Origin of the sequence: Bacillus sp. RC251, assembly GCF_044908765.1 — a bacterium.
GTDB classification, from domain to species: Bacteria; Bacillota; Bacilli; order Bacillales; family Bacillaceae_G; genus Bacillus_A; species Bacillus_A wiedmannii.
The window spans coordinates 690,862-715,091 of record NZ_JBIYDP010000001.1 but is presented as its reverse complement, the minus strand read 5'-3'; the positions used below and the strand labels follow the sequence as shown (position 1 = coordinate 715,091).

Here is a 24,230-nt window from a genome sequence, read left to right as displayed (position 1 = left end):
AGATTTATACTGAATGTTAATGTACTGTAAAGATTAAATTAAAAAACTTCTAATAAACTATTTATTTCTATAGATTTTTTCTATAGTTAGAAGAAAAAGGGGCAAATTGCCATGAATCTCTTAAAATTAGAAATTGTAGTGCTTATTAAGAAATATAAAAAGCTTACGATTGTTGCAGAAAAACTTGGTGTGAAACAACCTACTATTACATTCCATATAAAAAGCTTAGAAGAGGAACTCGGTGTGTCTTTATTTGAATTACGTTCTGGAAGATATTTCTTAACAGAAGCTGGTGAGGCATTGCATCATTATGCTTGTAAAATAGATGCACTTATGAAAGAAGCTAGGCGGGTCACGCAAGAGTTTAAAGATTTTCATAAAGGCGCTATAGCAATTGGCGCTAGTTATGTACCAGCGACTTATCTTTTACCAGAAATTATTCACCAATTTCAATGTGAATTTCCAAATATAAAAATAACACTTATGGTAAAAACAGCTCCTGAAATTCGAACAATGCTACAAAATCATGAAATTGATCTCGGGGTAATTTCTGCGGCACCGTTTGATGAATCACTTTTAAAACAGACGATTGTAATGCCTGATACACTTGTTCTTGTTTTCTCCAAAGAACATCCTTTTTCAAAAAAAGAAAATGTATTATTACAAGACATTGAAAAGGAACGTATATTATTGCATCGTAATCCATCTACAACGAGAGATTTACTTACAAAATGGATGTTAGCTCATAACATTACATTCCAATCCGAAATTGAATTAGATTCATTAGAAACGATGAAACAAATTTTAAAATACGGTAATGGTGTCGCTTTTATTTCTAAACTCGCTATTGAACAAGAAGTACAACGAAATGAACTATGCTACATACCTATCCCTGAATTTGAATTTCAGCGTAACATTTATACAATTCATCATGAGGACAGATGGAATTCTAAAATTATTTCTTTTTTACTACATAGCATCACTTCTTATGCAGAAAAAAGTTAAAAGGCTGTCGTTATACACGACAGCCTTTTAAACTACAACTCTATTTATTTTTCTTCGCTTCAATTCTTGCTTGTGCCTCTTCAGCCTTATCTAATGCTTCTGAAAATTTTTTCTCTTTTTCTTTCACGTCATCTATGCTATCGACAGCTTTGATAAGTTTATCAATTCCTTCTTCTTCTACTTTTCTACGCTTTGCCACTCTTTCATTTACTTTCTTTTCCACATCTTTTGCTTTTTGAAGCATATTCTCTGCATTTGATGTTACAGCTGTTTCAAGTGCATCGTCCTTTTTCATTTGTAACACTACATTTGCAATATCTTTCGCTTCTAAATACTTACCGTCTTTTAATGCTGTTGCCCCGTGATCCATTCTCTCAGCAACTTCTTTATATGATTTCGCTTCATTTCCTGATTTCTCTTTTTCTGCTTTTCCAAACCACATCGTTGCATCACTATATTTTTCATCTTTCAATGATTGCATACCTGTTTCAATATATGTGTCATAGTTGCTACATCCAGCCATCACGACTAATAGAAAAAGCATAACAAAACTTAATTTTTTCATGATGTTTTCTCCTTTTCTTTGCTTGCTCACTATACTGTAACATACATGAAAAAGAGTTTCAAAAACTAAAATACTAATTTGGTCATTTTTATAATGATAAGTCGAATTTTTATTATTTTCTTATTTTTAAGCCGACACGTCCACTTGTTTTTTCGCCATATGTTGCTTTACTCCAACTAATACAACTAACAATAACCCTCCGCCTAATGTCATCATAACAATGCTAGTTGGCAACATATCTAATAATAATCCATATACAATCATACCGAGCGGTGCAATTGCAGTAGCAATTGTTTCAAGTAGGCCAAACACACGCCCTAAGTAGCTCGGATCTGTCGTCTTTTGCATATGTACTTGCATCGGAATATTTACAATCATAATTGATATACCCGTTAACATCATAAAAGCAATATAGTAAATAAAACTTGCCACTTTTGGAATGGTAACTAACAACGGGAAGACTGTACATAAACTCAAACCAGCAAACAAAAACAGTCCCGTATAAATAGAACGAAACGGATTATTCACTTCTTTACGCACTGATAAAGCAATCGCCCCCATTAACATCCCGACTGCTAACATTCCCTCTACAGTACCGAGTTGCTTTGAAGATAAATGCAATGTATGGACGATAATGTATGGAAGTGCAACGGTTAGCCCACAAGCAAAAAAGTTTACCCACAATGCTATTTTCATTAAGCTATATATTTCATGCTGTCGTTTTACATATGAAAAACCTTCTTTTATACTCGTCAAGAAATGCTCTTTACTCTCAGCCACTTCTTTTTTATATAAATCAAACACAATAAATAATTGCAAAATAACTGCTAAAAAGAATGTAATGCTATTTAACAAAAAGAACGACCTAATTGAAAAGAAACCAAATACAACTCCACCAATAATCGGCCCTAAAATATTTGATAAAGAAGCTGCCGTTTGATTTAAAGCACTCGCTTTTTGAATACGCCCCTCATCCACTAAACTCGGAATAGACGACGTTAATGCAACAGAATAAAAACTTGCACAAATTGATAATAATGCTGCTGAAATATAAATAAAAAGAAGTGATGGTCCAAATATAGTAGCAAGAATAAACATAATAAGCATCGTTAAACTACTTAATAAATCTGTACCAATGACAAGCCATTTTCGATTGACACGGTCAGCTACAGCACCTGCAATTGGACCACAGATCATCCTTGGAAGTGATCCGCAAACGAGCGTAATGGCAAACCCCATTCCTGAACCAGTTGTCTTTAGTACGTATAACCCCATTGCAAACGTATAAATACCCGCCCCTAACAAAGACGTCATCTTTCCAATCATCATTAAAATGATATTTCTCGTTGCAATCTTCATTCTTGAATCAGCTTGACCTATACTTACATCTTCCATTATGACACTCTCCCCTTAAAAGTTAAATTGTGTTAAACTTATTATATAATCAACTTTCCAATTATTACAACAAAAAGTTTAATTGTATTTAACTTTTTTTAATTATAAAGGAGCTACAATATGGCAACTCTCGGAGAAAAAATTAAGGCATTACGAAAAGAAAAAAAGCTTACTCAAACAGCACTGGCAGGTTCCGAATTGACAAAAAGCATGCTTAGTCAAATTGAAAATGGAAAAGCTACACCTTCTATGAAAACATTACAATATATTGCAGAAAAACTTGAATGTGAAACGAGTTTTTTATTAGAAGAAGATGATGTAGAAATTGTAGCACTCATTCAAAAAATGGAGCCATTAATAAAAGCAAATAAATGCGATGAAGTATATGAGACTTTACTACCTATCGTTCAAAAAGAACTACCTCTTACTTTAAATACAGCACGTTTATATAAACAGTTCATAACTGGAGCGGCTATTATGAACGATTATAATATCGAATATTACGTTGAAAAAGCTGTTTCTATATTTGAAAAATATACTTTGTATCGCGAAAGTACTGAAACGAAACTACTGTTTTACTATATGCTCTACAAACGGAAAAAATATAAAGAATGTTTACAGTTGATTACCAGAATTCGCGATGAATATAAAACGAAGAATTTAGAAATGGATCTTATTACACATATACAATTATATTTAAAAGAAGCAATTATTTTACTCGCATATGGTAATTATGAAAAATGTGAAAAAGTCATTTTAGATGCACTTGCATTTTCAAAAAAACATCAAGTGTATTATAAAACAGATGAATTTTACCGTATTTTATCTTATCAAAAAATCATTACAACTGATAAAGAAAGATATTTATATTACATAAAAAAATCTGAGCAATTTGCCATTTTTACAGAAGATACTTTATCTGTTGCAAATATAGATATATTAAAAGCTTATTACTACAATACCGTTACGAATGAATATACAATTGCATTAGCACATTTAGAACAATTCCGAGAAAAACTAAAAGATGTACCAATTTTTCAAGACGATGGACTGTATTATCTTGAAAAAGGAAAATCTCTGTATGGTTTAAAACATTACAAGGAAGCTTTAGAAGTATTAGATCGTGCTATCATACCGGATTATATGAGTCATCCACTTGATCAATCGTGGTTATTAACAGCTGGATCTTATCGTGCCCTTTGCTATATAGAACTTCAAGATAAAAAATCTGCCTTGAAAGAAGCAAAAGAAGCAGTTCAAGCGATAAATAGCTATCCTGATTCCATCTTCTCTTCATTTATTAAAGAAACATTACAAATAATACAAAAACTTTAAGAATGTCTCTAAATGGTATATTATTCCTCTTTTTTAGCAAAGATAATAATGATGGGAGGAATATAAATGAATATTCAACGTGCAAAAGAGCTTTCTGTGTCAGCGGAGCAAGCTAATGTTAGTTTTCAAGGCATGCCTGTTACGATTCAACACGTCGACGAAAGCAACGAAACCGCCCGCATATATGAAGTAAAAAATCCAGGACGCGAATTAACGGTTCCAGTTAATAGCTTAGAGGAAATATAAAAAATGCCACTTCGATTTTGAAGTGGCATTTTCTTTTATTATATATTGCATCACTAGTTTTTCGTTTTTAATAAACCGTACAACCCTATACAAATTACAATGAGACCTACTATGCCAAAAAACAGTTTTTCAAATAAATCTCTTGTTTCATGACTCCTCACATCTGCTATACTTTTGTTTTGTCTTTCAATTTCATTTTGCTCTGCTTCTACTCGCTCTCCATACACTAACAAACGATATTTGCTTGATGTATATGGTTCACACGTAAGTAATGTAACTTTATCTTTTCCTTTTATTACATTTAATTTATCAACTTGATTAGGATTAATAATCTCACGGCCAACTACTTTATACTCTTGCTGCTTTCCAAATACCTTTACATAGAATAAGTCTCCATCAGTTAACCAATCAAGATGGCGAAACATCTTTGCCCCATGATAACCTCGATGCCCTGCTAAAACAGCATGTGTATCTTTCCCACCAATTGGTAATGAAGTCCCTTCGATTTGCCCTATCCCTTTACTTAAGTTTTCTTGACTCGCCCCTAAGTAAATTGGCAACTCCTCATTTATTTTTGGAATAGAAACTGTACCAAATATCTCATCTTTATTTATAAAATTTAACGATTCCTTATTTACTTCAGCATCCTGAACAAATGGATCATTCATTTTGAAAGCAGCTCTTCCTAACAAACTATTATATGTTTCCATCTTCTGAAATTTCTCATTAACATCTTCTACTTTTAAATTATCAACCACTTTTTCGTAACGGATTACTCTCGTTTTATATACATAATTGTTTATATAATTAGCAACCAATGGATATAGAAATAGTGATAACCCTGTAAGGAACAATACTAAACTTATTAAGCCCCTTCTCACACACACACCACACAATACATATTATTTTCGTTTTTTCAAATAAATCATTAGAAGGATGATACAAATAAGAACAATAGGAAGAACAATCATCCAATCTTCTATAATAAAAGATTTTGGAATCATTTCTTTTTCTCCAGCATCATATGGAACTCGGTGCCCTCTCACTAGTAATCTGTGCGTATTTACTCCATAAGGGGTGCATGTAATTAACGTTGCATAATCTTCTCCTTGTACTACTAATAAATCTTTCGTTTCATTTGGTAATACAACTTTTATTTGGTCTACCTGATAAGCAAGTATCTTATCTAATGAATGAATATAAAATATATCATTCTTTTCAATTTTGTCTAAACTGGTAAACATAAGTGCCGATGGTAAACCACGATGCCCCGTTAAAACTGTATGCGTACTTTCTCCCCCTATTGGTAATGAAGATTCGTTCAGTTGCCCTACTCCACGGGTTAGCACTTCTTCAGTCGTTCCTTGATAAATAGGAAGGTTTACATCAATTTTCGGAATTTCGACATACCCCATAACATCACCAATATTTAACATATCTACAGTCGAACTTTTATGTTCATCATCCTTTTCACGAAAAGGATCTGAAAATGTTTGCGTCGTATTTTGTACCTTCTTATTATACTCTCGTGCTTCCGTTTCTTTACGATCAATCTCTTCCTGCTCCAGCCCCTTTATCGCTTCATCATACGTACTTACTTCTGAATAATGTGTTCTTGTTGCAAACCAATTGCTTACAGTTGGATAGAGAAATATACTTAATCCTAGTAAAAAAATACTTCCAAAAATTATATTTCGTTTCATAATAGCCTCTTTCACTACGGATAAAATGTGGAAAAGAGGAAAGCAATATGCCTTTCCTCTTTTCTAAACTCAATTATTATAAACATATAAATTAAGAATTTTTTACAGGTTTTTTTCTAAAGAAAATAAATGTTGCTACCGCCATTAGTATAAGGCCCACTACTGTGAAGAGAATTGTACCCATACCACCTGTTGCTGGAATAATCCAACCGCTCTTATTATTCTCAACTTGTAGCTCTATTTTTTGGTGTTTTTCATCAATTGTAATATCAATCGGATCTCTTAACTTTTGATAGTGTTCGACTGCACCGTCTTTATCTTTATACTTTGGTGCTTCCGTCTCAACAATTTGATATTCACCGTACGGTATTTCATTCCATGTAATAATACCATTTGCATCTGTTATATCATTCATTTCTTTCCCATTAACTTTTATAACATTACCTTTTTTATCTTGTAATTGGAACTTCGCACCTTCTAATTTAAGCGTCTTATCCTTACCATCAACTTTTTCAATTTTAATATTTCCCGTTGTCGGTGTGACCACCACTTCATTAGATGGCTTTCCATCTTTTTCTGATGAAACATCATCTTTGTTTACAAAATCAAGTACTGCTTTGTTTGGAATTTTCACTCCAGATTCAACATCACTTTTAATTTTTGCAGTAATTTGTAAATGAAGCTCTTTTCCATTTATTTTTGAAAAATCTTCAATCGTAGCGGTTACTTTTTGGCCTTCTACAACTACTTTTACACTATCATCTTCAACTTTCTTTCCATCAACCATAACAATTGGTAGGCCTTTTATTTCCAAACGATCATCTAAAATATCTGTTACAACATATTTTTTATATGATTGAATATCTTCAGGAAGTAGTGTTTTAATATCATACGTATAATCTGTCTCTTTATTAATTCCAGCTACTTTTGAACCGTTATTTATACTTTTAGTAATGGTAGGTTCTTTATAGTTCTTTATATCATCCAGCTTAACTACTTCACCAGATTCCTTAATAGAGAAAGGACGCTCCTCTTTACTAGTTAAATAACCTGTTGGAGCCTTATGCTCAATAAAATAATAATAATCCCCATATTCTAGCGAATCTACACGAACTTTACCATCTTCACCTGTTACTAATGAACTCGGTGTCTTAACTTGTGTACTTGTTCCATCTTTATTTTTTTTAAACAAATGGAACTCTGCATCTTTTAATACTTTACCGGCTTCACCTTTTTTTACGAATTCTACTGAACCACGTTTTGTTTCATTTTTAGGGTAAATATGAACATCGTAATTTAAATCTTTACCGTCTGCACTCGTCATTGGAATATCGACAATAAAAGTAGTCTTATCCAACGCAATATGTTTTGGACCTTCAATTGCTTTTACTTCATAACGTCCTAGCGGAAGATCTGTAAAAACAGCTTCCCCTTTTGCGTTTGTTACCTTTGTTATTGCAGCGTCTTTTACTGGTTTTGCATCTTCTTTTATAACAGTTCCATCATTTGAAATTTTTTCAAATGACTCAATTCGTTTAATTTCAAAAGTTACACCTTCTAAAGGCTTTACATCCTCTGGAACAACTTGTCCTTCTTTCCCATTACCTTCTGTATTAGTTTTAGAATCTTTACTTTGTTCAAATTTGTGAATCGTTAAAGTACCTGTACTCCTAGATTCCGCACTAACAATTATGTTAGATAACGTTGAAAAAGCTAACATACAGATTAAAAATAAACTAAAAATCTTTTTCATTGTCGTCCACTCCCTATCATTTTCATTACTTTTGTTATTTCTATCTCTCATTGTTTCTCTTTCTAACAAAGAGGAACAATGTAACCAACATCAATATTCCACCAATTGCATAATAAATAATTGTCCCTATTCCACCAGTCTCTGGAATAACAAATTCACTCTTCTTATTTACTACTCTTATTTTTTGTGAATCCATTCCAGACTTCACTTCTATTTCTACTGGCTCTCTCATCAACATATATCCTTTTGGTGCCTGTACTTCTTTTAATGTATATTTCCCAATTATTAATGGAGTTGAAGTTGCTAAACCATTTTTATCAGTTGTTAATGTACATACTGTATTTCCATCTTTACTTATTACTTCAAATACTGCGCCTTCTAATTTGAGATTTTCATCGTTCGCATCTACTTTTTCAACCTCAAACTTCCCTAATGTTGGTGGTACTACGAATACTTCATTTGACACAATTTTTTCCTGATCAAACAATAATTCCGCTTTATTTGGAATACCATCATCCGCATTGTATTTCGTTAGCATATCTACATTTACATTATCGTTTAGTCTTGACTTAATATGCATCGTATACGATTGATTCGCAAGATAAGTATAATTTCCGTCCTGCTTCGGTAACTCAATACTTACTTTCTTTAATTGTTCATCAATTTGCGGTATAACTTCTATTTCTTCTCCATCGCTGTTTACAAGTTTTACTTGTAAGATGGTTAAAATATCCTCTAAGTCATCCTGCAATACTACTTTTTCAAGGTTCATAACATCATTACCAAAATTATAGTTTACATGCCATGTAAACTCTTCATCTATACTTTGTAATGTCGCTTTTTCCACTTCTTTTTCATCTGCATCCGAAACCTTCTTTCTTACCATAGGCTCCCTTGCTTCCACATTCGTTTTTACATTCGGTTTTTGTGGTGGTAAATCTTCATTATCTGGTGTTTTCCCCTCAACAACCGCTATGTTCTCAATTTCTTTCGTTTGTAATGCGTCTTGTGTAACTTTCACTTTAAAAGTTACCGTTCTTTCTTCTGTATCAAGTACGTCACCAAAGTTTACTTTGATCGTGTTATCCTCATAAGATCCTTCATCTTCGTCAACTGCATCTGTCAATAAATTCCCATTTAACTTCATGCTACCAGCTATATACTCTATACCTCCAGGAAGCTTATCCGTTAGACGCATATCTTTAATAAGCCCATTTTCTACCTTATTTCGAAGTTTAATTTGATACTCTAATTCATCATTGACATGGAATTTTTCTTGCTTAATACCAATAATCTCTTTCTTCGATTCTAGTTGACCAGACAACGAGTCAACTGGTGTTTCAACTTCTGGCTTTTCCTTATCTTTCGAACTATCAGTCTCAACTATTGCTATATTTTTTATTTTCTTATTTGCCATCTCCGGCTTTACAACAACTTCAAACGTAATTGCTTTCTCTTCCTCACCTTTAAGGTCGCCGAGATGAGCATAAATCGTTCCATCTTTTATATGTGCATGATCTTCATCTTCAACATCCGTTTGTTCCTTCCCGTTTATCTTCAACGTATTTGGAACATATTCTACTCCTTCAGGGAGTTTATCCGTAATTTTAACAGATTTTAAGAGAGAATCTGGCACACTATTTTTAGTATGAATTGTATACTCTAATTTGTCGCCAACTTTCAGCGTACCACCGTTTATATCTTTAGCTAGTTTAGTAGCTACTAACTTCCCAGGTTTCTCTTCTCGTTCGGGTAATACTTTAACTACTACTTTATTAGAATCATTAGCTTCAACCTGACTTCCTGTTAACTCATCAATCCCTTGAACCACAGCGATATTGGGAATTTCTGTTTCTACCTTGTCTCCCTTTAATTTCGCTTTAAATTCAATGGTTGTCTCAGGTGTTTTATCCGTATAGATTCCACCTTTTGTAGCATTTGCTCCTTCACCTATTCTTATTGTTAACTTTCTTGTCTTTGCATCATAGTCAACCTGTTCTGTTTGATTTCCAGTATTCGGACCAGAAATGATTTTCACCGAATTTGGTACAAATTCTAAACGAGAATCTAAAACATCTTCAATTTTTGTATCAACAGAACTCGAATTCGGTTCAATGTTTTTCACCTGTAAACGATATGTAACTTCATCACCTGGATCGTACTTTTCTTTTGCATCTATTACCTCCTTATCAATTACAAGTTCTGGTGCCGTTGCATTTACTGCAAAGGCTAATGTGTTTAATACGTAGTCATCACCAGATGTCGCAGCTTTTAAACGTATTTCCTTTTGCTCTGGTTTAATATATCCTGCTGGTAACCTAATTAAATCTGCATCAATCCCTAAATTATTTTTATAATCGGGATTAAAAGTACCTGGATACTTATCTCTCATATGTTCCTCATATTCAGAAATAGTGGAATTAAATATATTACCTGTTGGATTCAGCTTATCAGTAACTTCCTTCCAGGTATTATCTGTATGAACAAAAAGTTTATCACCTTGCCAATATCTATCACCTTGGACAGCGAAAACAGAAACTTTTGGATCTAAATCTCCAGTTTTTGAAGCAAGAAAGTTTTTCACTGTGAATTCTTTTTCACCTGATCCAGTAGCTCTTTTCAATCCACCATCATAAACAGTAAATGCTTTTCTTGTTTTTGACTTATCTTTCGTGATAACTAGCATGTACCAACCAGCAAAAGAATAATATCCATAATTATAGGCAAGTTTTGTATTTGGATAAGGAATATTTGCTAAAGTATAGCTTCCTCCTTTTGAATTAGAGGACTGTAAAAGCTTTGTAACATCTGCATAGTTAGAATAATAAGTACCATCAATACCAAAACCATAAAGTAAACCACTTCCGTAATACGTATTACTTGGTTTTACTTGAAAGCTCTTGCCTACCGGAGTAGTAAACTTAATTGGTGATACATACTGTTGTTGCGTTAATTCATAACGTGTTGAACTCCAATATAATCCAGCCCATTCAATTTCAGCATCTTCTGGAACGGGAATATATGCCATAGATGAATTTGTAGTTGTTGGATCATCATCTATATCAATAAGTTCACGGGTATAGCCATTCGGTGCTGTAGACACAATATTCGTTATATCTGAATACAATGCAGTTTTCTTCTGAGCTTCAGTAGCTTTAATACCTAAATTCACATTACCGGTCGAATACATCTCACCTTTATGAATAGATTGATAGGTTGGTTTATTAAAACCTTCTTCATCTGTAACTGCTGCCGTTGCCGTATCAATTGGACTTAAAAATTGCAATTGAGATAATAGCAAGAATAAACTCATAACAACTACAAATACATTTAATATTTTTTTATTTTCTTTTCCCCAACTGTGCAAAGAGGTCACCTCCTTCAATATATTTTCCTAACGTATTATATATATATACTTTATATATATTATTCTAATATAAATCATAGAATTTGTTAACAAAATATGTGATTTATTACTTATTTATACATTTTTATATATAGATTTTCAGATTAAAACTAACTAAACTTTGAATATAAATATAGAAACTTCTTACTTTTAATCTATTTTATGGTATTCTGTATGATAGTAATTACAAAATCTTTATAAATAAATGTAAAAGGTTTTATAATTCCATACCTTACTAATAAAGGAGGCTTTTGATGAACCTTTCTATATACGAAGGTTTAAGCATTATTTTTCTCTTAATAATTATTATTTACGCTCTCGCCCACAAATATTTATGGTCAAAGAAACTGCTCATTATTCTATTTCTCGTTAGTAATGCCATTTATCTTATTTGGCGAACTTTTTATTCGTTACCAACTATTAATCTTATAAGTATTATTGCCGGTATTATATTGTTAGTTACAGAGTGGGCTGGTTATTTACAGTCTATCGTTTTCAGCATCATTTCATGGAAGCCATATAAACGGAAAGAAGTACCGTTATCTACTTTCGAAACATTACCTACTGTTGACATTTTTATCGCAACTTACAATGAGCCACTCGATTTATTAAAACGAACTGTCGCTGGTTGTACAATGATTACTTATCCGAAAGAGTTGCTTAATATTTACATTTGTGATGATGGCCGACGGGAAAGTGTTAAAGATCTTGCTAGTGAATTTTCTGTTCACTATATGACTCGTACTGAAAACAAGCATGCAAAAGCAGGAAACTTAAATCATGCCATGACCCATTCGGCAGGTGATATTATCGTTACAATGGATGCTGATATGGTACCAAGAGCTAACTTTTTAGAGCGAACGATTGGTTATTTTTCTAAAAATAATGTTGTATTTGTTCAAGCACCACAAGTGTTTTATAATGCTGATCCGTTTCAATATAATTTATTTTTTGAAGATAATATCGCCAATGAACAAGATTTCTTTATGCGTCAATTAGAAGAAGGAAAAGATCGTTTTAACGCTACGATGTATGTTGGTAGTAACGCTCTATTTCGCCGTACTGCGCTAGAAGAAATTGGAGGATTTGCAACTGGAGTTATTACTGAGGATATGGCAACTGGTATGCTACTACAAGCAAACAAATGGGAAACTATATTTGTCAATGAAACACTCGCTGTTGGATTATCTCCAGAAACATTTAGTGATTTATTGAAACAGCGTGATCGCTGGTGTAGAGGAAACATTCAAGTCGTAAAAAAATGGAATCCTTTCACTATAAAAGGATTATCTTTTATGCAGCGTCTTTTATATGCAGATGGAATCCATTATTGGTTTTTCGGCGTTTATAAAATGGTATTTTTACTAGCACCACTATTATTTTTAGTATTCGATATTTATAGTTTAGAAATTAATTTTATGCACTTATTTATGTTTTGGGCACCTGCCTTTTTAACATCACAGCTTATTTTCAAAGCTGTTTCAAATAAAAAACGAACGACAACGTGGAGTCATGTATATGAAGTTGCAATGGCTCCTTATATGGGATTTGCTATTTTATCTGAAACGTTCTTACGGAAAAAGTTTCAATTTCATGTAACGAGAAAAGGCGTCCAAAATAACACGAGGCATTTTTTATGGATTGCAAGTGTCCCTCATCTCGTGCTACTAATATTAACAATTATTGCACTGATTCGGGCAACACTTATGCTTCTATCCCCTGAACAATATCATATTGAAAGAGAAAGCTTATATATTAATATTTTCTGGGTACTTTACAACGGAATAGCTATTATCACTTCCTTATTTATAGCATTTGAAAGACCGCGTTTCCGAAACTCTGAACGTTTCGTAGTAAATTTACCAGGTACTTTACAAACCGAAGATATGACGATTTCTTGCCACGTCCTTGATATTAGTGAAACTGGTGCACGTTTTGAAGTAGATTCATCCATTCCATTTGAAACTTTATCAAGTCTATCTTCCTATACATTATCTTTTGGACAGGTAGAAAAGATTCATAGTACAAAAAAATGGATCCGAAGACAAGCAAATTCAGTACAAATTGGTGTATCGTTTCATGATGTATCCCATGAGCAATATTGTAAACTCATTCTTCATCTATTTAGTAAACCTGTTAATGACCGGGTGGAAAAGGTATACGATAAAGCATTTCTTACACTAGCAATTGCATCGTTCATAAAAAACACAAAGAAATCACCAAGACAATTTCGCAGGCAACATATACGTGAACAACTGATGTCTCCTGGAACATTGCATATGAATGGGATGCCTATTGAAGCGACCATTATCGACTATAGTACAGGTGGGTGTCAAATACAAACGAACACCCCACTCGCGATTGACCAAATTATACAGATAACAATGAATGAGCGTAATATTCAAAAGAAAAAAGCCAAAGTATGTTGGATTCAAAAAAAAGGTCGTAAAATATATGCTGGATTAAAATTTACAGCGTAAAAAAGAAAAGAAGCCCCTTGCTTCTTTTCTTTTTATTTCGTGCTAAAATTCAAACTATGAAATAATTTTCAAGGGGGAATTTGAATGAAGAACACATCGCAAAAAACAAGTCATTATTATGCAGTTATATTCACTTCTAATTTATCGAATGATACAACAGATTATAGTGCCGCCTCTGACAAAATGGAGGAACTTGCAAAGCAGCAACCTGGATTTCTAGGTGTAGAAAGTGCACGAGGTCATTCGGGACTCGGAATCACAATTTCTTATTGGGAATCACTTGAGGCAATTGAAAATTGGAAACAGAACGCCTTACATAAAAAAGCGAAAAAAAGAGGCCGTGAGCAATGGTATGAAAACTTCCACCTGCGTATCTGCCTTGTAGAAAAAGAATTTAAGTTTCGTAGAGGTACTTTATAACGATGAAGAAAAAATTAGCTCTCATTGCTGTTCATGAAATATATGGTGTGAACGACCATATGCATCACGTTATCCATCACTTTACTTCATCTCATATAGATGTATTCTGTCCTAATCTGCTACAATCACAACATGCATTTACTTATAGTGATGAAGAAAAAGCATATCATTTTTTTATGAATCATATTGGATTTGAAGATGGAAAAAAGCAAATTAAAGAATTCATTACTCATCTTTCTAGTAATTACACACATATTGGACTTATCGGCTTTAGTGTTGGTGCTACCATCTCATGGCTATGTAGTAACAATCCGAAAATAGATTTTATTATTGGATGTTACGGTTCCCGTATACGTGACTATATTCATATGAAACCAACATGTGCTACCTTACTTATTTTCCCTGAAAAAGAAGTTAGTTTTTCAGTATCTTCTTTCATTCAATCGTTGCAGCAACAAAAAAATCCTTTATTAGAAATTAAACAACTACGCGGTGAACATGGATTTCTAAATCCGTACACTGAAAAATATAGCGAGAACTCTACAAAGCAGGCATACAATATAATAGATTCATTTCTTGCAAGAACAATCTTTTGAACTACCCCCACTTACAATCTATTATCGTTTGTATTTTATTTTTTACAAATTGCATCTTATATGTAACAACTTTTTATACGTTACTTCCTGAGAAAGTTAGCGAATTCATATTCCTGCCCATTTGGTTTTTTTTGTATTTTAGGTTGTATCGTTTTCTGGCGCGAATGGAGAAACAATCGTGTGTTCTCAATATGTATTGGTTTTCTTTCCTTTATTAGTTTTCTATTTGGTTTATTGTTGTTAGTTCTTTCGGGGATGTAATAGAAAAAGGAAGAAAAGCCAACTTTCAACTTTTCTTCCTTCTATGTTTACCTTTAGCTTTCACTGTCACTGATTCACAAGGTGTATAATATATTTGAGGTGTCGCCTTATCAACAAACATCATAAACGTGACGAAGCCGATAATAAATAAAATAAACAACGTTAACAAAATTGCTCCTATCGTTAAAAGTATCATAACACCACCCCCTATATCTTTCATGTTATTACACCTTTCGCTATTATATGAGCGTAATCCTTTTTAGAAAAAGAAACGTAACAAAATAATCACAATCACTCCCGTTAATACTGTACCTAATAAACTACGAGTATATATCGCTACAAGAAATGTTGGGATTGCTGCGACAAGGTAATCCCACTGCATCGTCTCATGCATAAATAATACTTGGGCTAAAAGTGCTGCTAATATCGCAATTGGTATGTAATTTAACCATTTTAAACCCCAGTCTGGAATTTGTAGTTTGCTAAATACGAGTAGAGGTAAAATACGTGGCACGAGTGTGACAGCTCCTGCTGCTAGTAAAAGTAATAGTACGTCCAATCTCATTTCCATTTTTCAATCACAACTCCAATCGTCGCAGCTAGTAATGTTGCGATAATAACCGCTATACTATCTGGCATAAATAAGTGTGAAACGTATGCGATCATAATCGCTACAATTGCAACAGTAAGATGAATTGCTAGTTTCGGTTTACTACTTATGAGCTGAAGAACAAATAATCCGATAAACATTGCTGGTAATGCATAATCCATGCCGTACGTATGCGGATCTGGTATCCACTCGCCAAACAGCCCGCCAATAATAGTAGCAAGAATCCAATTTAAATATGCTGTTACATTTAACCCCATCATCCACCTGTCACCAACATATCCTTTTTGCGTTGCATGCTGCACTGCAACGCCGAACGTTTCATCTGTAATTTGAGAACCGATAAATACGTTTTTTAATAGTGGAAGTTTCGTAAAGTATGGTGCAAGGGCAGCACTCATTAGAAGGTGGCGTAAATTAACAAAAAAGACGGTGAAAATGATTGCTGAAGCAGGAGCACCGGCTGCATACATACCAGCTAATATAAATTGGGCAGAACCTGCATAAATTAAAGTGGACATAAATGCAATTTCAATGATGGAGAAACCTGCTGTTTTTGCAATTACACCAGCTGCTATACCGATACTTAAATAACCAAATACAGTTGGTAAACAATCTTTTACTCCTTGCTGAAATGTATCATCGCTCTGCAAAGCTACATGGGCCTGAGCTTTACTCATTCGTATCATCCTCCATTCCTTCTATCGTTCGTTTTCCTGTTACGACATGAACTAAATCTATATTTTCACGCCATAACGTATCTAACTTATCAGCTCCAAATTCCTTTGTGATTTCTTCAATCATAATATCGTGCCGCACATACTCTGTAGCAACGAGAACTAAAGCTGGGTCATACGTTGTAACGGCCCATGAAGTACTATCATTTGAGAAATTCGCAATTAATACTTCCTCTCCATCACGAGCAATAACAGTTAAATGACCACCCATTCTCTTTTCAACAACGTGGGGTGTCATATAATTATGGTGAAACGTCGCGCCTATTTTTTTATTAGGAGCGCCAAATAAGATTGAAAATATATGTACACCTTCCTCTTCCTTTTGACGAATATATGGCTCAATTTCATGCACTTGATCTTCCCAAACAGAAATCCATAGCTCTTCCTTCGCCCTATTAATTATATTGCATATTTCTTTTACAACACGATCATTTGAGCGAATATGCGAAATTACATCTATTTGTCGCTCTTGTTCTAAACAATTTAATTTCCGGTCTAAAAATTCAAAGGACTTTTCAAAATCTTTTCGCATTCGATCCATTAGCTCCGTAGCTGGTACTGGTACATATTTCACTGGTTCAGTAGGAACGATATGTACTGCTCCTTTATCCATCAATTTACCGAGCACTTCATAAATCATCGAACGAGGTACTCCTGTCTGTTTACTCACTTCATACCCAGTTACTGGGGAATGTTTTAATAGTCCAATATACGCTTTACATTCGTACTGGGAAAAACCTAACTTTTGTAATTCCTTTATTATTTCATCCATCGGCAATCCCTCACATTCTATATAACTCTCATCTCAAAACGATGCATGTATATTAGTAGTTATTAGTATACCTACTAATATAAAAAAATAGGCCCGTAAAGTCAATTGATAATTCTGAAATTTAACCCAAAAATAAAAAGCCTTTCATGAGAAGGCTTTTTCTACATACTATTTCACTTATTTTAGTTGCAACATATTTGATAGATTCTCCTCCAAATGCTCCCGTAAAGTAGAACCTGTATACTCTTCCCTAAATACACCAGCTTTCACGAATAGAGGAATAACTTCACTAAAGAATAGATCTAGTGACTTTGGAGGTCCTCCTGGAATGGCGATAAATCCATCTAACGCTCCAGCCTCAAACCTATCCATAATTTGTTTCGCAACGTCATGCGGTGTACCAACCGCAACCCAATGAGCCGATCCAACAACTTCTGGGCGTTCTAGTATTTGTTCAACAGTTGGTTCATTTTTAATAATGAAGTTCCGTAATAATTCGGCATGAGTTTTACTGCGAACAGTTTGATCCCGGCTTGGCAGCATCTCTTCCGTAACCTTACTTTCTAGCGGAATCCCTCTAACGTCTAATCCGAGAACCATTTCGAGTAACGCATATCTCTTCTCTTTTGTGAGATGTTGATGTGCTTGCCTATGCATGTCTAACGCTTCTTCATATGTATCACCTATAAAGAAATATAATCCAGGTAATACACGTATATCATCTTGCTTTCGGCCATGCTGCTTTGCTCTTCTTCTTAAATCTTGACGCAGTTCCATTCCTGACTCTACATCTGGCGTTGCAGCAAAAATTGCATCCGCAACAGAAGCAGCAAAATTCCGTCCTGACTCTGAAGCACCAGCTTGAAATAATGGCATTTCCCCTGAAATGTGCTGCGGAATATTAAGTGGACCTTTCACCTTAAAGTATTCACCATTATGCTCAATAGGCTTTACCATCTTTCTAATCACATCAGAGTTATCTACTTTCAATACTTCATTAGGATGACTCCCCCAAAGTTTTCTTACTAACGCTGTACATTCTGCCGCTTTCGCGTATCGTTCCTCAGATGATGGCATCTCTGTCTCACCAAAATTTTCTGCACCGTCAATGGATGTGACAATATTCCACCCTACTCGGCCGTTACTAATCCAGTGTAAAGATTGTAATTGCCTCGCTAATATATATGGTGGATAAAACGAAGTTGACGCAGTCGTAACGACTCCAATTTTTTCTGTTTCATAAGCAATAGCCGTAAACAGTAACGTCGGATCTAAAATGACATTTCCCTTATTACGAGCAATTAAATCTGGATGCGCCACTAAATAATCTGCTTTAAAAACAAAATCTAACTTCGATTTTTCTGCTCGTTTCGCTAACTCTACTTGTTCATCAATTCCCGAATCAAATATACTATCTTCTTTCTTTCTAGAAATTAAACATAATCCAATACAAAGTTGTTTTTTTGTAGACATACACACCATCCCCTTGTTTTTAATTTACCTAGTTAAGCAATATTGCTGTCATTATGAAACTCCATTCTTATGAAAACAGATAAAATGATATTGATAATCATTATCATTTTATGATGTAATTGTAATAAAAGCAATAATAAAAAAAGACTTCCACTATGGGAAGTCTTTTATCTCAATATTTCATTCGCTTCTTTTTCATAAATTTTATCAAATGAAGTCATAACGCGTTGTGACGCTGAAATCATTTTTTGATCTGTCATAAGATCAGCCATCTCTTTCGTCATATCTACATTTGAATTTTCTAGCATATGGTTTTTTACTAATCCTGCTCCATTCGGTAAATCAGCAATATTCCCCTCAGCTAGCGCAAAGCTTTTGTTCTCTCTTTGCATTAGACGTGCATTTGCTTCTGCATCTACTGTTTTTGTTTGCAACTGTGCAATTACAATTCTCTTAATATCTGGTTTTTGCAAAGTTCCATCGTTCACTTCTCTATAAATTTCTCCATTATTAGATACGAAGAAATTAACATTTTCCGGAATTTTAATACGTTCATTATTTACATCCATAACATAAGCACCAGATGATGTTTGCAGATAACGATCACTATTTAATGTAAAACTACCATCTCTCGTTAAAAACGTTTCATCATTTTTAGATGTAACGAAAAATGATGTAGTACCGGCTGTACCGTCATCTAAAAAGAAATCTGTAGCACTATTTGTCATTTGTATATTTCCTTGTACTAAGTTCACATGCGTTGCGGCTGGTACTACAGCGTAATCAGTCGAACCGATATTTGTCACAGCCCCATCTCCGCGGCGATATGTGTCTTGTACATCAAATACTTTAGAAGTCATATTTTCTGCTTTAAATCCTGTCGTTTGAGCATTTGCAACGTTATTCGAATGAACATTAATGCGCTGCATGTAATTCATCATACCCATAGAACCTATATAAAGACCGTTCATATTCATTTGAATAAGGCGGTTGCCTTATCCTTCACCTCTTTTCTATGATGTTTGCAACATTTGTTTCGCTAAATGTTCAGCTGTAGCGATATGTATATGTTGCTTCACGTCTTGTCCGTCTGTCATTAATACAATTGGAGCCGATGATACTGCTGGAATTTTCAATAATTCACCACTACTTGCTGTTTCATCAAATTTCGTAAATACGATACCATCAATATGAATATCTTTAAAATTCATAATGATTTCAATCATGTCTTTACTTTTCATCGAAGCTGATAACGTTAAACAAATATAATCTGGCTCTACTTGTCCCATCGTTTCAATCATTTCTTCTACTGTTTCTGACGCACGATAATTTTTTCCGGCGGTATCAATTAAAATATAATCGACGCGCGCTTCTTCTTTAAAATACGTAAGTGCTCTTGTCATTGCAGCCTCATCACGTACAGCGATTACTTCAAATCCAATTGTCTTTACGTAATCTTGCAATTGCTGTACTGTCCCGATGCGTGAATGGTCTGTCGTAATAAAACCGACCGTTTTTTTCTTACCGTGAAACTGCCATGCCATTTTCGCAAGTGTCGTCGTTTTTCCAACTCCAGTTGGACCGATTAATGCTATTGTTTGTACTTCTTTTTCAAAAACGTTTTCCGTGTTGAAATGAGATCTCATATCTTCCAATATATATCCGATCACTTCTTCTTCTGTAATCATCGTCGCATTCTCAAACTTCACTTTTAACTTTTCAGCATATGCATGAATGAAGTATTGTTCTACATCGTTTTGTTCTAGCATACGAATTACCTTTTGAATAATAAACGGTACAGATTCTTGGTTTTCTTTTTTTACAACCACTTCTTCTTTTTTGACCGGAACAATTTTTTTCACAGCTTTTTGCTTTTTCGTTACTTTCGTTTCTTCCGTCTGTTTCACAACGACGATACCTTTTTCAAACAGCTTTAATAGTTTTTCTTTCTTTCTTGCCCATTCTTCACTATTTCCTGTTTGCATCGCTGCGTATGACATAGGAGTAGTCACGTTTTCTAAATTGTGCAGTACCGATTGAATTCCGTTCGCCTTCACAATTTGTTCTGAAGGATCATTTACAACATCCATTAATTGTTCATGAAATTGAGCTGTACCTTCATTCACTTCTTCCTGTTTATCCTCTGGAAAAGCAACTAACATTTCATAATTCTTTTTCCAAAAAAACGGGATATTTCGTTTTACACTTTCATCGACAACGTAATAATAATCTGTACCATATTGGTCAAATAACTTTCGATACAATTCATTTTTCGAAGCTGCTTTTATTCGCATTAACGCTTCTTTCTTTTCTGTACTTTCCATTACTTCACCCCCTACTATTCAATATAGGCAATTTGATCTACAACAATTTCCGGTGCTAATTCGCTAATACAAAGTACTTGCGCTTCTACTTGATAACGCTCAAGAAGTCTTACAATCGCAAATCTGAAATCTTTTCTACGCGTTAATAATACTGGTTCTCTTCCCATTAAACGAGCTTGTTTAAAGACACGCTGTACTTGTTCAACAACACGTGTTTCTAAATCTAAATCCCAGTTTAATAAGTAACCTTGGTATGAATTATTTACAACATCCGCATCTAACTCGATTGAATCTGAGAAGAGCGCCGCATAAATTTTACCGTCAGGATTTTTTGCATTTTCACAAATCACTTTTGAAATACATTCACGGACGAATGACGTTACACCGTCTACATGATTTTGATAAATTTCTTTTCCGTCAATAATACCTTCGATAATAGTTGGTAAATCACGAATAGAAATACCCTCTTTTAGAAGTTGTTTAATAACATTTTGAACGAGTGATAAGTCGATTTCTTTCTTCTTAATCTCTTCTAATAAAACACCGTTATCATTTTCAAGCGAGTTAATTAAGTCTTTTACATGTTGACGCTGAATTAACTCATGAAGATTACGTCTAACGATAACATCTAAATGTGTAATTAATATGCTGAGCGGCTCTAATACTTGATAGCCTTTCATTTGTGCATCTTGTACCATATGCTCTAAAATCCAATATCCATCTTCACCGAAAATTGGATCTTTTGCTGGTTCTGCATCTAAATCGGCCATTACATTCGGTGTTTTCAATGCTAATAAATAACCTGATTTTAAAACACCTTCAGCTGCCTTCGCACCTTTAATACGAATAATGTAACGTCCGCGTGGTCTAAAACTCGTATTATCTTTAAAGTTAATGCCAGGAACGTTAATACCAAGGTCGGTAATAATCGACTTCCTCATAAGAACAACTTTATCACGAGCTGTTTCCCCGTTAATTTTCTGCTTTACAAGTGCTGCTAAATCTAAACCGAGTTCTACTATAATTGGATATTTATCTGTAAATACTCCGAATGAATCTTCCACTTGTTGCAGTTGCTCATCTTCGCCTTGAATCATTTCTAATTCTTTTTGAAGCTCATCTTCTTTTTCTTTCTTTATTCTGTTTTTATTACGAATTCCTAATAAAATAATTGTTCCACCAACAAGAGCAAACGGTAGAAATGGTAGCGGAGTGAAAATACCCATCGCAATAAATAAACCACCAAGCGCATATACAACAACTTCATGTGCTAATAACTCTTTAAAGATACCTTCTGTTACTGTATCCGCTGAACCATCAAATACACGTGTTACGATAATACCTGTTGAAATCGCAAGCATTAACGAACCGATTTGGTTTACGATTCCGTCACCGACAGTTAGCTGTGTATAGTGAATAGCTGCATCAGCAAAACTCATCCCCTGCTGCATCATGCCGACAATTAAACCGAAAATAATGTTTACGAATAAAATGACAATCCCGAAAATAACGTCCCCTTTAATGAACTTTCCGGCACCATCCATCGCTCCGTAAAACTCTGTTTCCATATTTAACTTTTTTCGTTTTGCCTGTGCATCTTTTTCAGTAATAATACGCTGATTTAAATCAGCATCGATCGACATTTGTTTCCCGGGTAAAGAATCAAGTGTAAAACGAGCTGCAACTTCAGCTGTACGAGATGCACCGTTTGCAACGATAAACTGGAATATAATTAATACTATAAAAATAACGATACCAATTAATAAGTTCCCGCCAATTACAAACTGACCGAACTCTTCAATAACATGCCCCGCATTTCCGTCTGTCAAAATCGCTCGCGTCGTCGATACGTTAATCGATACGCGGAAAATCCCGATTAATAACAGCATCGTCGGAAATGACTTTAATTCATCCCACTCGTTAATACTTGTTGCTCGCATATAAATAAGCACTGACATACTTAGTAAAAAAACGATAACGATATCAAGTATAAATGGTGGAAGTGGAATTAAGAGCGCCACTACGAATGACGCTGCTAAAAAGATAGAAAAATAGGTTCTTGCAGAATCTATCTTAAACACAAGAGATCTCCTCCAACCGCGCTATTATACTTCAAGTTCATTCGTTTGAATTAAATAGCGCATAACTTCAATTACAGCTACATATAAATCTTCTGGAATCGTCTCATCTTCCTCGACTTGATAATATAAAGAACGAGCAAGTGGACGGTTTTCCACCATTGGTATTTCTTGTTCGCGGGCGAGCGTTCGTATATATAATGCGAGCTCATCTTCCCCTTTTGCAACGACAATTGGCGCCGAATCAACCTGTTTATTGTACCGAAGTACGACTGAAATATGAGTCGGATTGTTTACAATAAACGTTGCACCATCCATCTTCTTCGCAATTGTCCCTTGCAAGATGGCATGCATAAAGTTTTTTCGCTTTCCCTTTACTTGCGGGTCCCCTTCATTATCTTTATGCTCTCGTTTTACTTCTTCTTTTTTCATCTTAATATCTTGTTCGTACTCCCATTTTTGATAAATAAAATCAATAATAGAAAGAACGATTAATATAATTAAAATAGCTAAAAAGATAAATTTAATTTGCCTAATAATTTCAGTAAGTGACGCAGTCCAGTTAAATCCAATCATACTAACGATTTTCTCTAAATTCTTTTTAAAGAGAACGTAAGCGACGTAACCGATTAATCCCATATAAAATAGTGATTTCAATATATCTACTAAACTTTTACGACTAAACAATCTCGTAAAATAGTTTTTTGGGTTAATACGTGACGCTTTCGGCTTAATGACTTTAGAAGAAAATAAGAAACCGACTTGAATCATATAATTAAATAAATGAAAAGCGTATACGAGTATTAATATCGGGGCTGATACTTTTAGTAATAAAATACCCATTAAATAAAAATACTCGGTCGAATCTGTATTTTTTCCAATTTGATCAAACAACACTGCTACAGAGTTTGCAATCTCAAACCCTAACCAATCTCCGAAAAAGTAAACGACAACTGCTAATACAAGTATGGAAAACAAATTATTTAAATCTTTACTCCGGGCAATATTCCCTTCTTCACGCGATTTCTTACGCTTCTGCGGGGTGGCCTTTTCTGTTTTATTATCCTTTGCCAT

The 24,230-nt window shown here is 34.2% G+C and carries 21 protein-coding genes and 1 pseudogene; 7 read left to right on the top strand and 15 right to left on the bottom strand.

All coding sequences use genetic code 11. From position 1 onward, the window contains the following. The first annotated feature begins 111 nt into the window (after positions 1-111). Positions 112-1,005 carry a LysR substrate-binding domain-containing protein gene (locus tag ABH961_RS03795; RefSeq protein ID WP_404518910.1) on the top strand — a complete coding sequence of 298 codons (894 nt, stop codon included), beginning with the start codon at positions 112-114 and terminating at the stop codon, positions 1,003-1,005. Between the two features lie 40 nt (positions 1,006-1,045). On the opposite strand, the gene ABH961_RS03790 is transcribed toward ABH961_RS03795, so the two are convergent. Beyond that, positions 1,046-1,570, bottom strand: coding sequence for a DUF4398 domain-containing protein (locus tag ABH961_RS03790; protein ID WP_098080194.1), 525 nt, complete (start codon positions 1,568-1,570; stop codon positions 1,046-1,048). Positions 1,571-1,696: 126 nt separating this feature from the next. Further along, positions 1,697-2,965, bottom strand: a complete 1,269-nt coding sequence (locus ABH961_RS03785) for an MFS transporter (protein ID WP_098080192.1) — start codon at positions 2,963-2,965, stop codon at positions 1,697-1,699. 120 nt (positions 2,966-3,085) lie between these two features. On the opposite strand from ABH961_RS03785, the gene ABH961_RS03780 reads away from it, so the two are divergent. Together ABH961_RS03780 and ABH961_RS03775 are read left to right on the top strand one after the other, a co-directional pair. After that, positions 3,086-4,300, top strand: a complete 1,215-nt coding sequence (locus ABH961_RS03780) for a helix-turn-helix domain-containing protein (protein ID WP_098080190.1) — start codon at positions 3,086-3,088, stop codon at positions 4,298-4,300. 66 nt (positions 4,301-4,366) lie between these two features. After that, complete coding sequence (locus ABH961_RS03775) at positions 4,367-4,546, top strand: H-type small acid-soluble spore protein (RefSeq protein ID WP_001025744.1); 180 nt, start codon at positions 4,367-4,369, stop codon at positions 4,544-4,546. A gap of 53 nt (positions 4,547-4,599) precedes the next feature. Here the strand turns inward: ABH961_RS03775 and ABH961_RS03770 are convergent, their stop codons facing one another. From ABH961_RS03770 to ABH961_RS03755, 4 genes are all read right to left on the bottom strand, one after another. Next, positions 4,600-5,427, bottom strand: coding sequence for a class C sortase (locus ABH961_RS03770; protein ID WP_098080188.1), 828 nt, complete (start codon positions 5,425-5,427; stop codon positions 4,600-4,602). 21 nt (positions 5,428-5,448) lie between these two features. After that, positions 5,449-6,249: a class C sortase gene (locus ABH961_RS03765; protein WP_098080186.1), complete on the bottom strand. Its 801-nt coding sequence runs from the start codon at positions 6,247-6,249 to the stop codon at positions 5,449-5,451. 91 nt (positions 6,250-6,340) lie between these two features. Then, positions 6,341-8,002: a SpaH/EbpB family LPXTG-anchored major pilin gene (locus ABH961_RS03760; protein WP_098068159.1), complete on the bottom strand. Its 1,662-nt coding sequence runs from the start codon at positions 8,000-8,002 to the stop codon at positions 6,341-6,343. Positions 8,003-8,042: 40 nt separating this feature from the next. Continuing rightward, positions 8,043-11,378 carry an isopeptide-forming domain-containing fimbrial protein gene (locus ABH961_RS03755; protein ID WP_404519313.1) on the bottom strand — a complete coding sequence of 1,112 codons (3,336 nt, stop codon included), beginning with the start codon at positions 11,376-11,378 and terminating at the stop codon, positions 8,043-8,045. A 284-nt stretch (positions 11,379-11,662) separates the two neighbouring features. On the opposite strand from ABH961_RS03755, the gene ABH961_RS03750 reads away from it, so the two are divergent. From ABH961_RS03750 to ABH961_RS03735, 4 genes and pseudogenes are all read left to right on the top strand, one after another. Beyond that, positions 11,663-13,888 carry a glycosyltransferase gene (locus tag ABH961_RS03750; protein WP_098080182.1) on the top strand — a complete coding sequence of 742 codons (2,226 nt, stop codon included), beginning with the start codon at positions 11,663-11,665 and terminating at the stop codon, positions 13,886-13,888. A gap of 84 nt (positions 13,889-13,972) precedes the next feature. Beyond that, the gene (locus tag ABH961_RS03745) at positions 13,973-14,308 is read left to right on the top strand and encodes an antibiotic biosynthesis monooxygenase family protein (RefSeq protein ID WP_098080180.1); all 336 of its coding nucleotides are present in this window, start codon (positions 13,973-13,975) and stop codon (positions 14,306-14,308) included. A gap of 2 nt (positions 14,309-14,310) precedes the next feature. Then, complete coding sequence (locus ABH961_RS03740) at positions 14,311-14,904, top strand: dienelactone hydrolase family protein (RefSeq protein ID WP_098080178.1); 594 nt, start codon at positions 14,311-14,313, stop codon at positions 14,902-14,904. A gap of 2 nt (positions 14,905-14,906) precedes the next feature. Then, positions 14,907-15,165, top strand: a pseudogene (locus ABH961_RS03735) (hypothetical protein); the annotation flags it as partial. Positions 15,166-15,190: 25 nt separating this feature from the next. Here the strand turns inward: ABH961_RS03735 and ABH961_RS03730 are convergent. From ABH961_RS03730 to flhB, 9 genes are all read right to left on the bottom strand, one after another. Beyond that, positions 15,191-15,361, bottom strand: a complete 171-nt coding sequence (locus ABH961_RS03730) for a DUF3951 domain-containing protein (protein ID WP_000602248.1) — start codon at positions 15,359-15,361, stop codon at positions 15,191-15,193. A gap of 63 nt (positions 15,362-15,424) precedes the next feature. Further along, positions 15,425-15,736, bottom strand: a complete 312-nt coding sequence (locus tag ABH961_RS03725; RefSeq protein WP_048543377.1) for an AzlD domain-containing protein — start codon at positions 15,734-15,736, stop codon at positions 15,425-15,427. Further along, complete coding sequence (locus tag ABH961_RS03720) at positions 15,727-16,452, bottom strand: AzlC family ABC transporter permease (RefSeq protein WP_048543378.1); 726 nt, start codon at positions 16,450-16,452, stop codon at positions 15,727-15,729. The genes ABH961_RS03725 and ABH961_RS03720 overlap by 10 nt, the downstream gene beginning before the upstream one ends. After that, positions 16,445-17,281, bottom strand: a complete 837-nt coding sequence (locus tag ABH961_RS03715; protein WP_048543379.1) for a TrmB family transcriptional regulator — start codon at positions 17,279-17,281, stop codon at positions 16,445-16,447. Before ABH961_RS03715 ends, ABH961_RS03720 begins: the two co-directional genes overlap by 8 nt. Positions 17,282-17,458: 177 nt before the next feature. Then, a complete protein-coding gene (locus ABH961_RS03710) occupies positions 17,459-18,754 on the bottom strand; it encodes an NtaA/DmoA family FMN-dependent monooxygenase (protein WP_098080176.1) in 1,296 nt (431 codons plus the stop codon). A 167-nt stretch (positions 18,755-18,921) separates the two neighbouring features. Continuing rightward, positions 18,922-19,725, bottom strand: a complete 804-nt coding sequence (locus tag ABH961_RS03705) for a flagellar basal-body rod protein FlgG (RefSeq protein WP_098080254.1) — start codon at positions 19,723-19,725, stop codon at positions 18,922-18,924. 42 nt (positions 19,726-19,767) lie between these two features. Then, complete coding sequence (gene flhF / locus ABH961_RS03700; RefSeq protein WP_098080174.1) at positions 19,768-21,078, bottom strand: flagellar biosynthesis GTPase FlhF; 1,311 nt, start codon at positions 21,076-21,078, stop codon at positions 19,768-19,770. 14 nt (positions 21,079-21,092) lie between these two features. Next, a complete protein-coding gene (flhA, locus tag ABH961_RS03695; protein WP_062822490.1) occupies positions 21,093-23,159 on the bottom strand; it encodes a flagellar biosynthesis protein FlhA in 2,067 nt (688 codons plus the stop codon). 24 nt (positions 23,160-23,183) lie between these two features. Further along, entirely contained in the window at positions 23,184-24,230 is a 1,047-nt protein-coding gene (flhB, locus tag ABH961_RS03690) for a flagellar type III secretion system protein FlhB (protein ID WP_048543383.1), read from the bottom strand.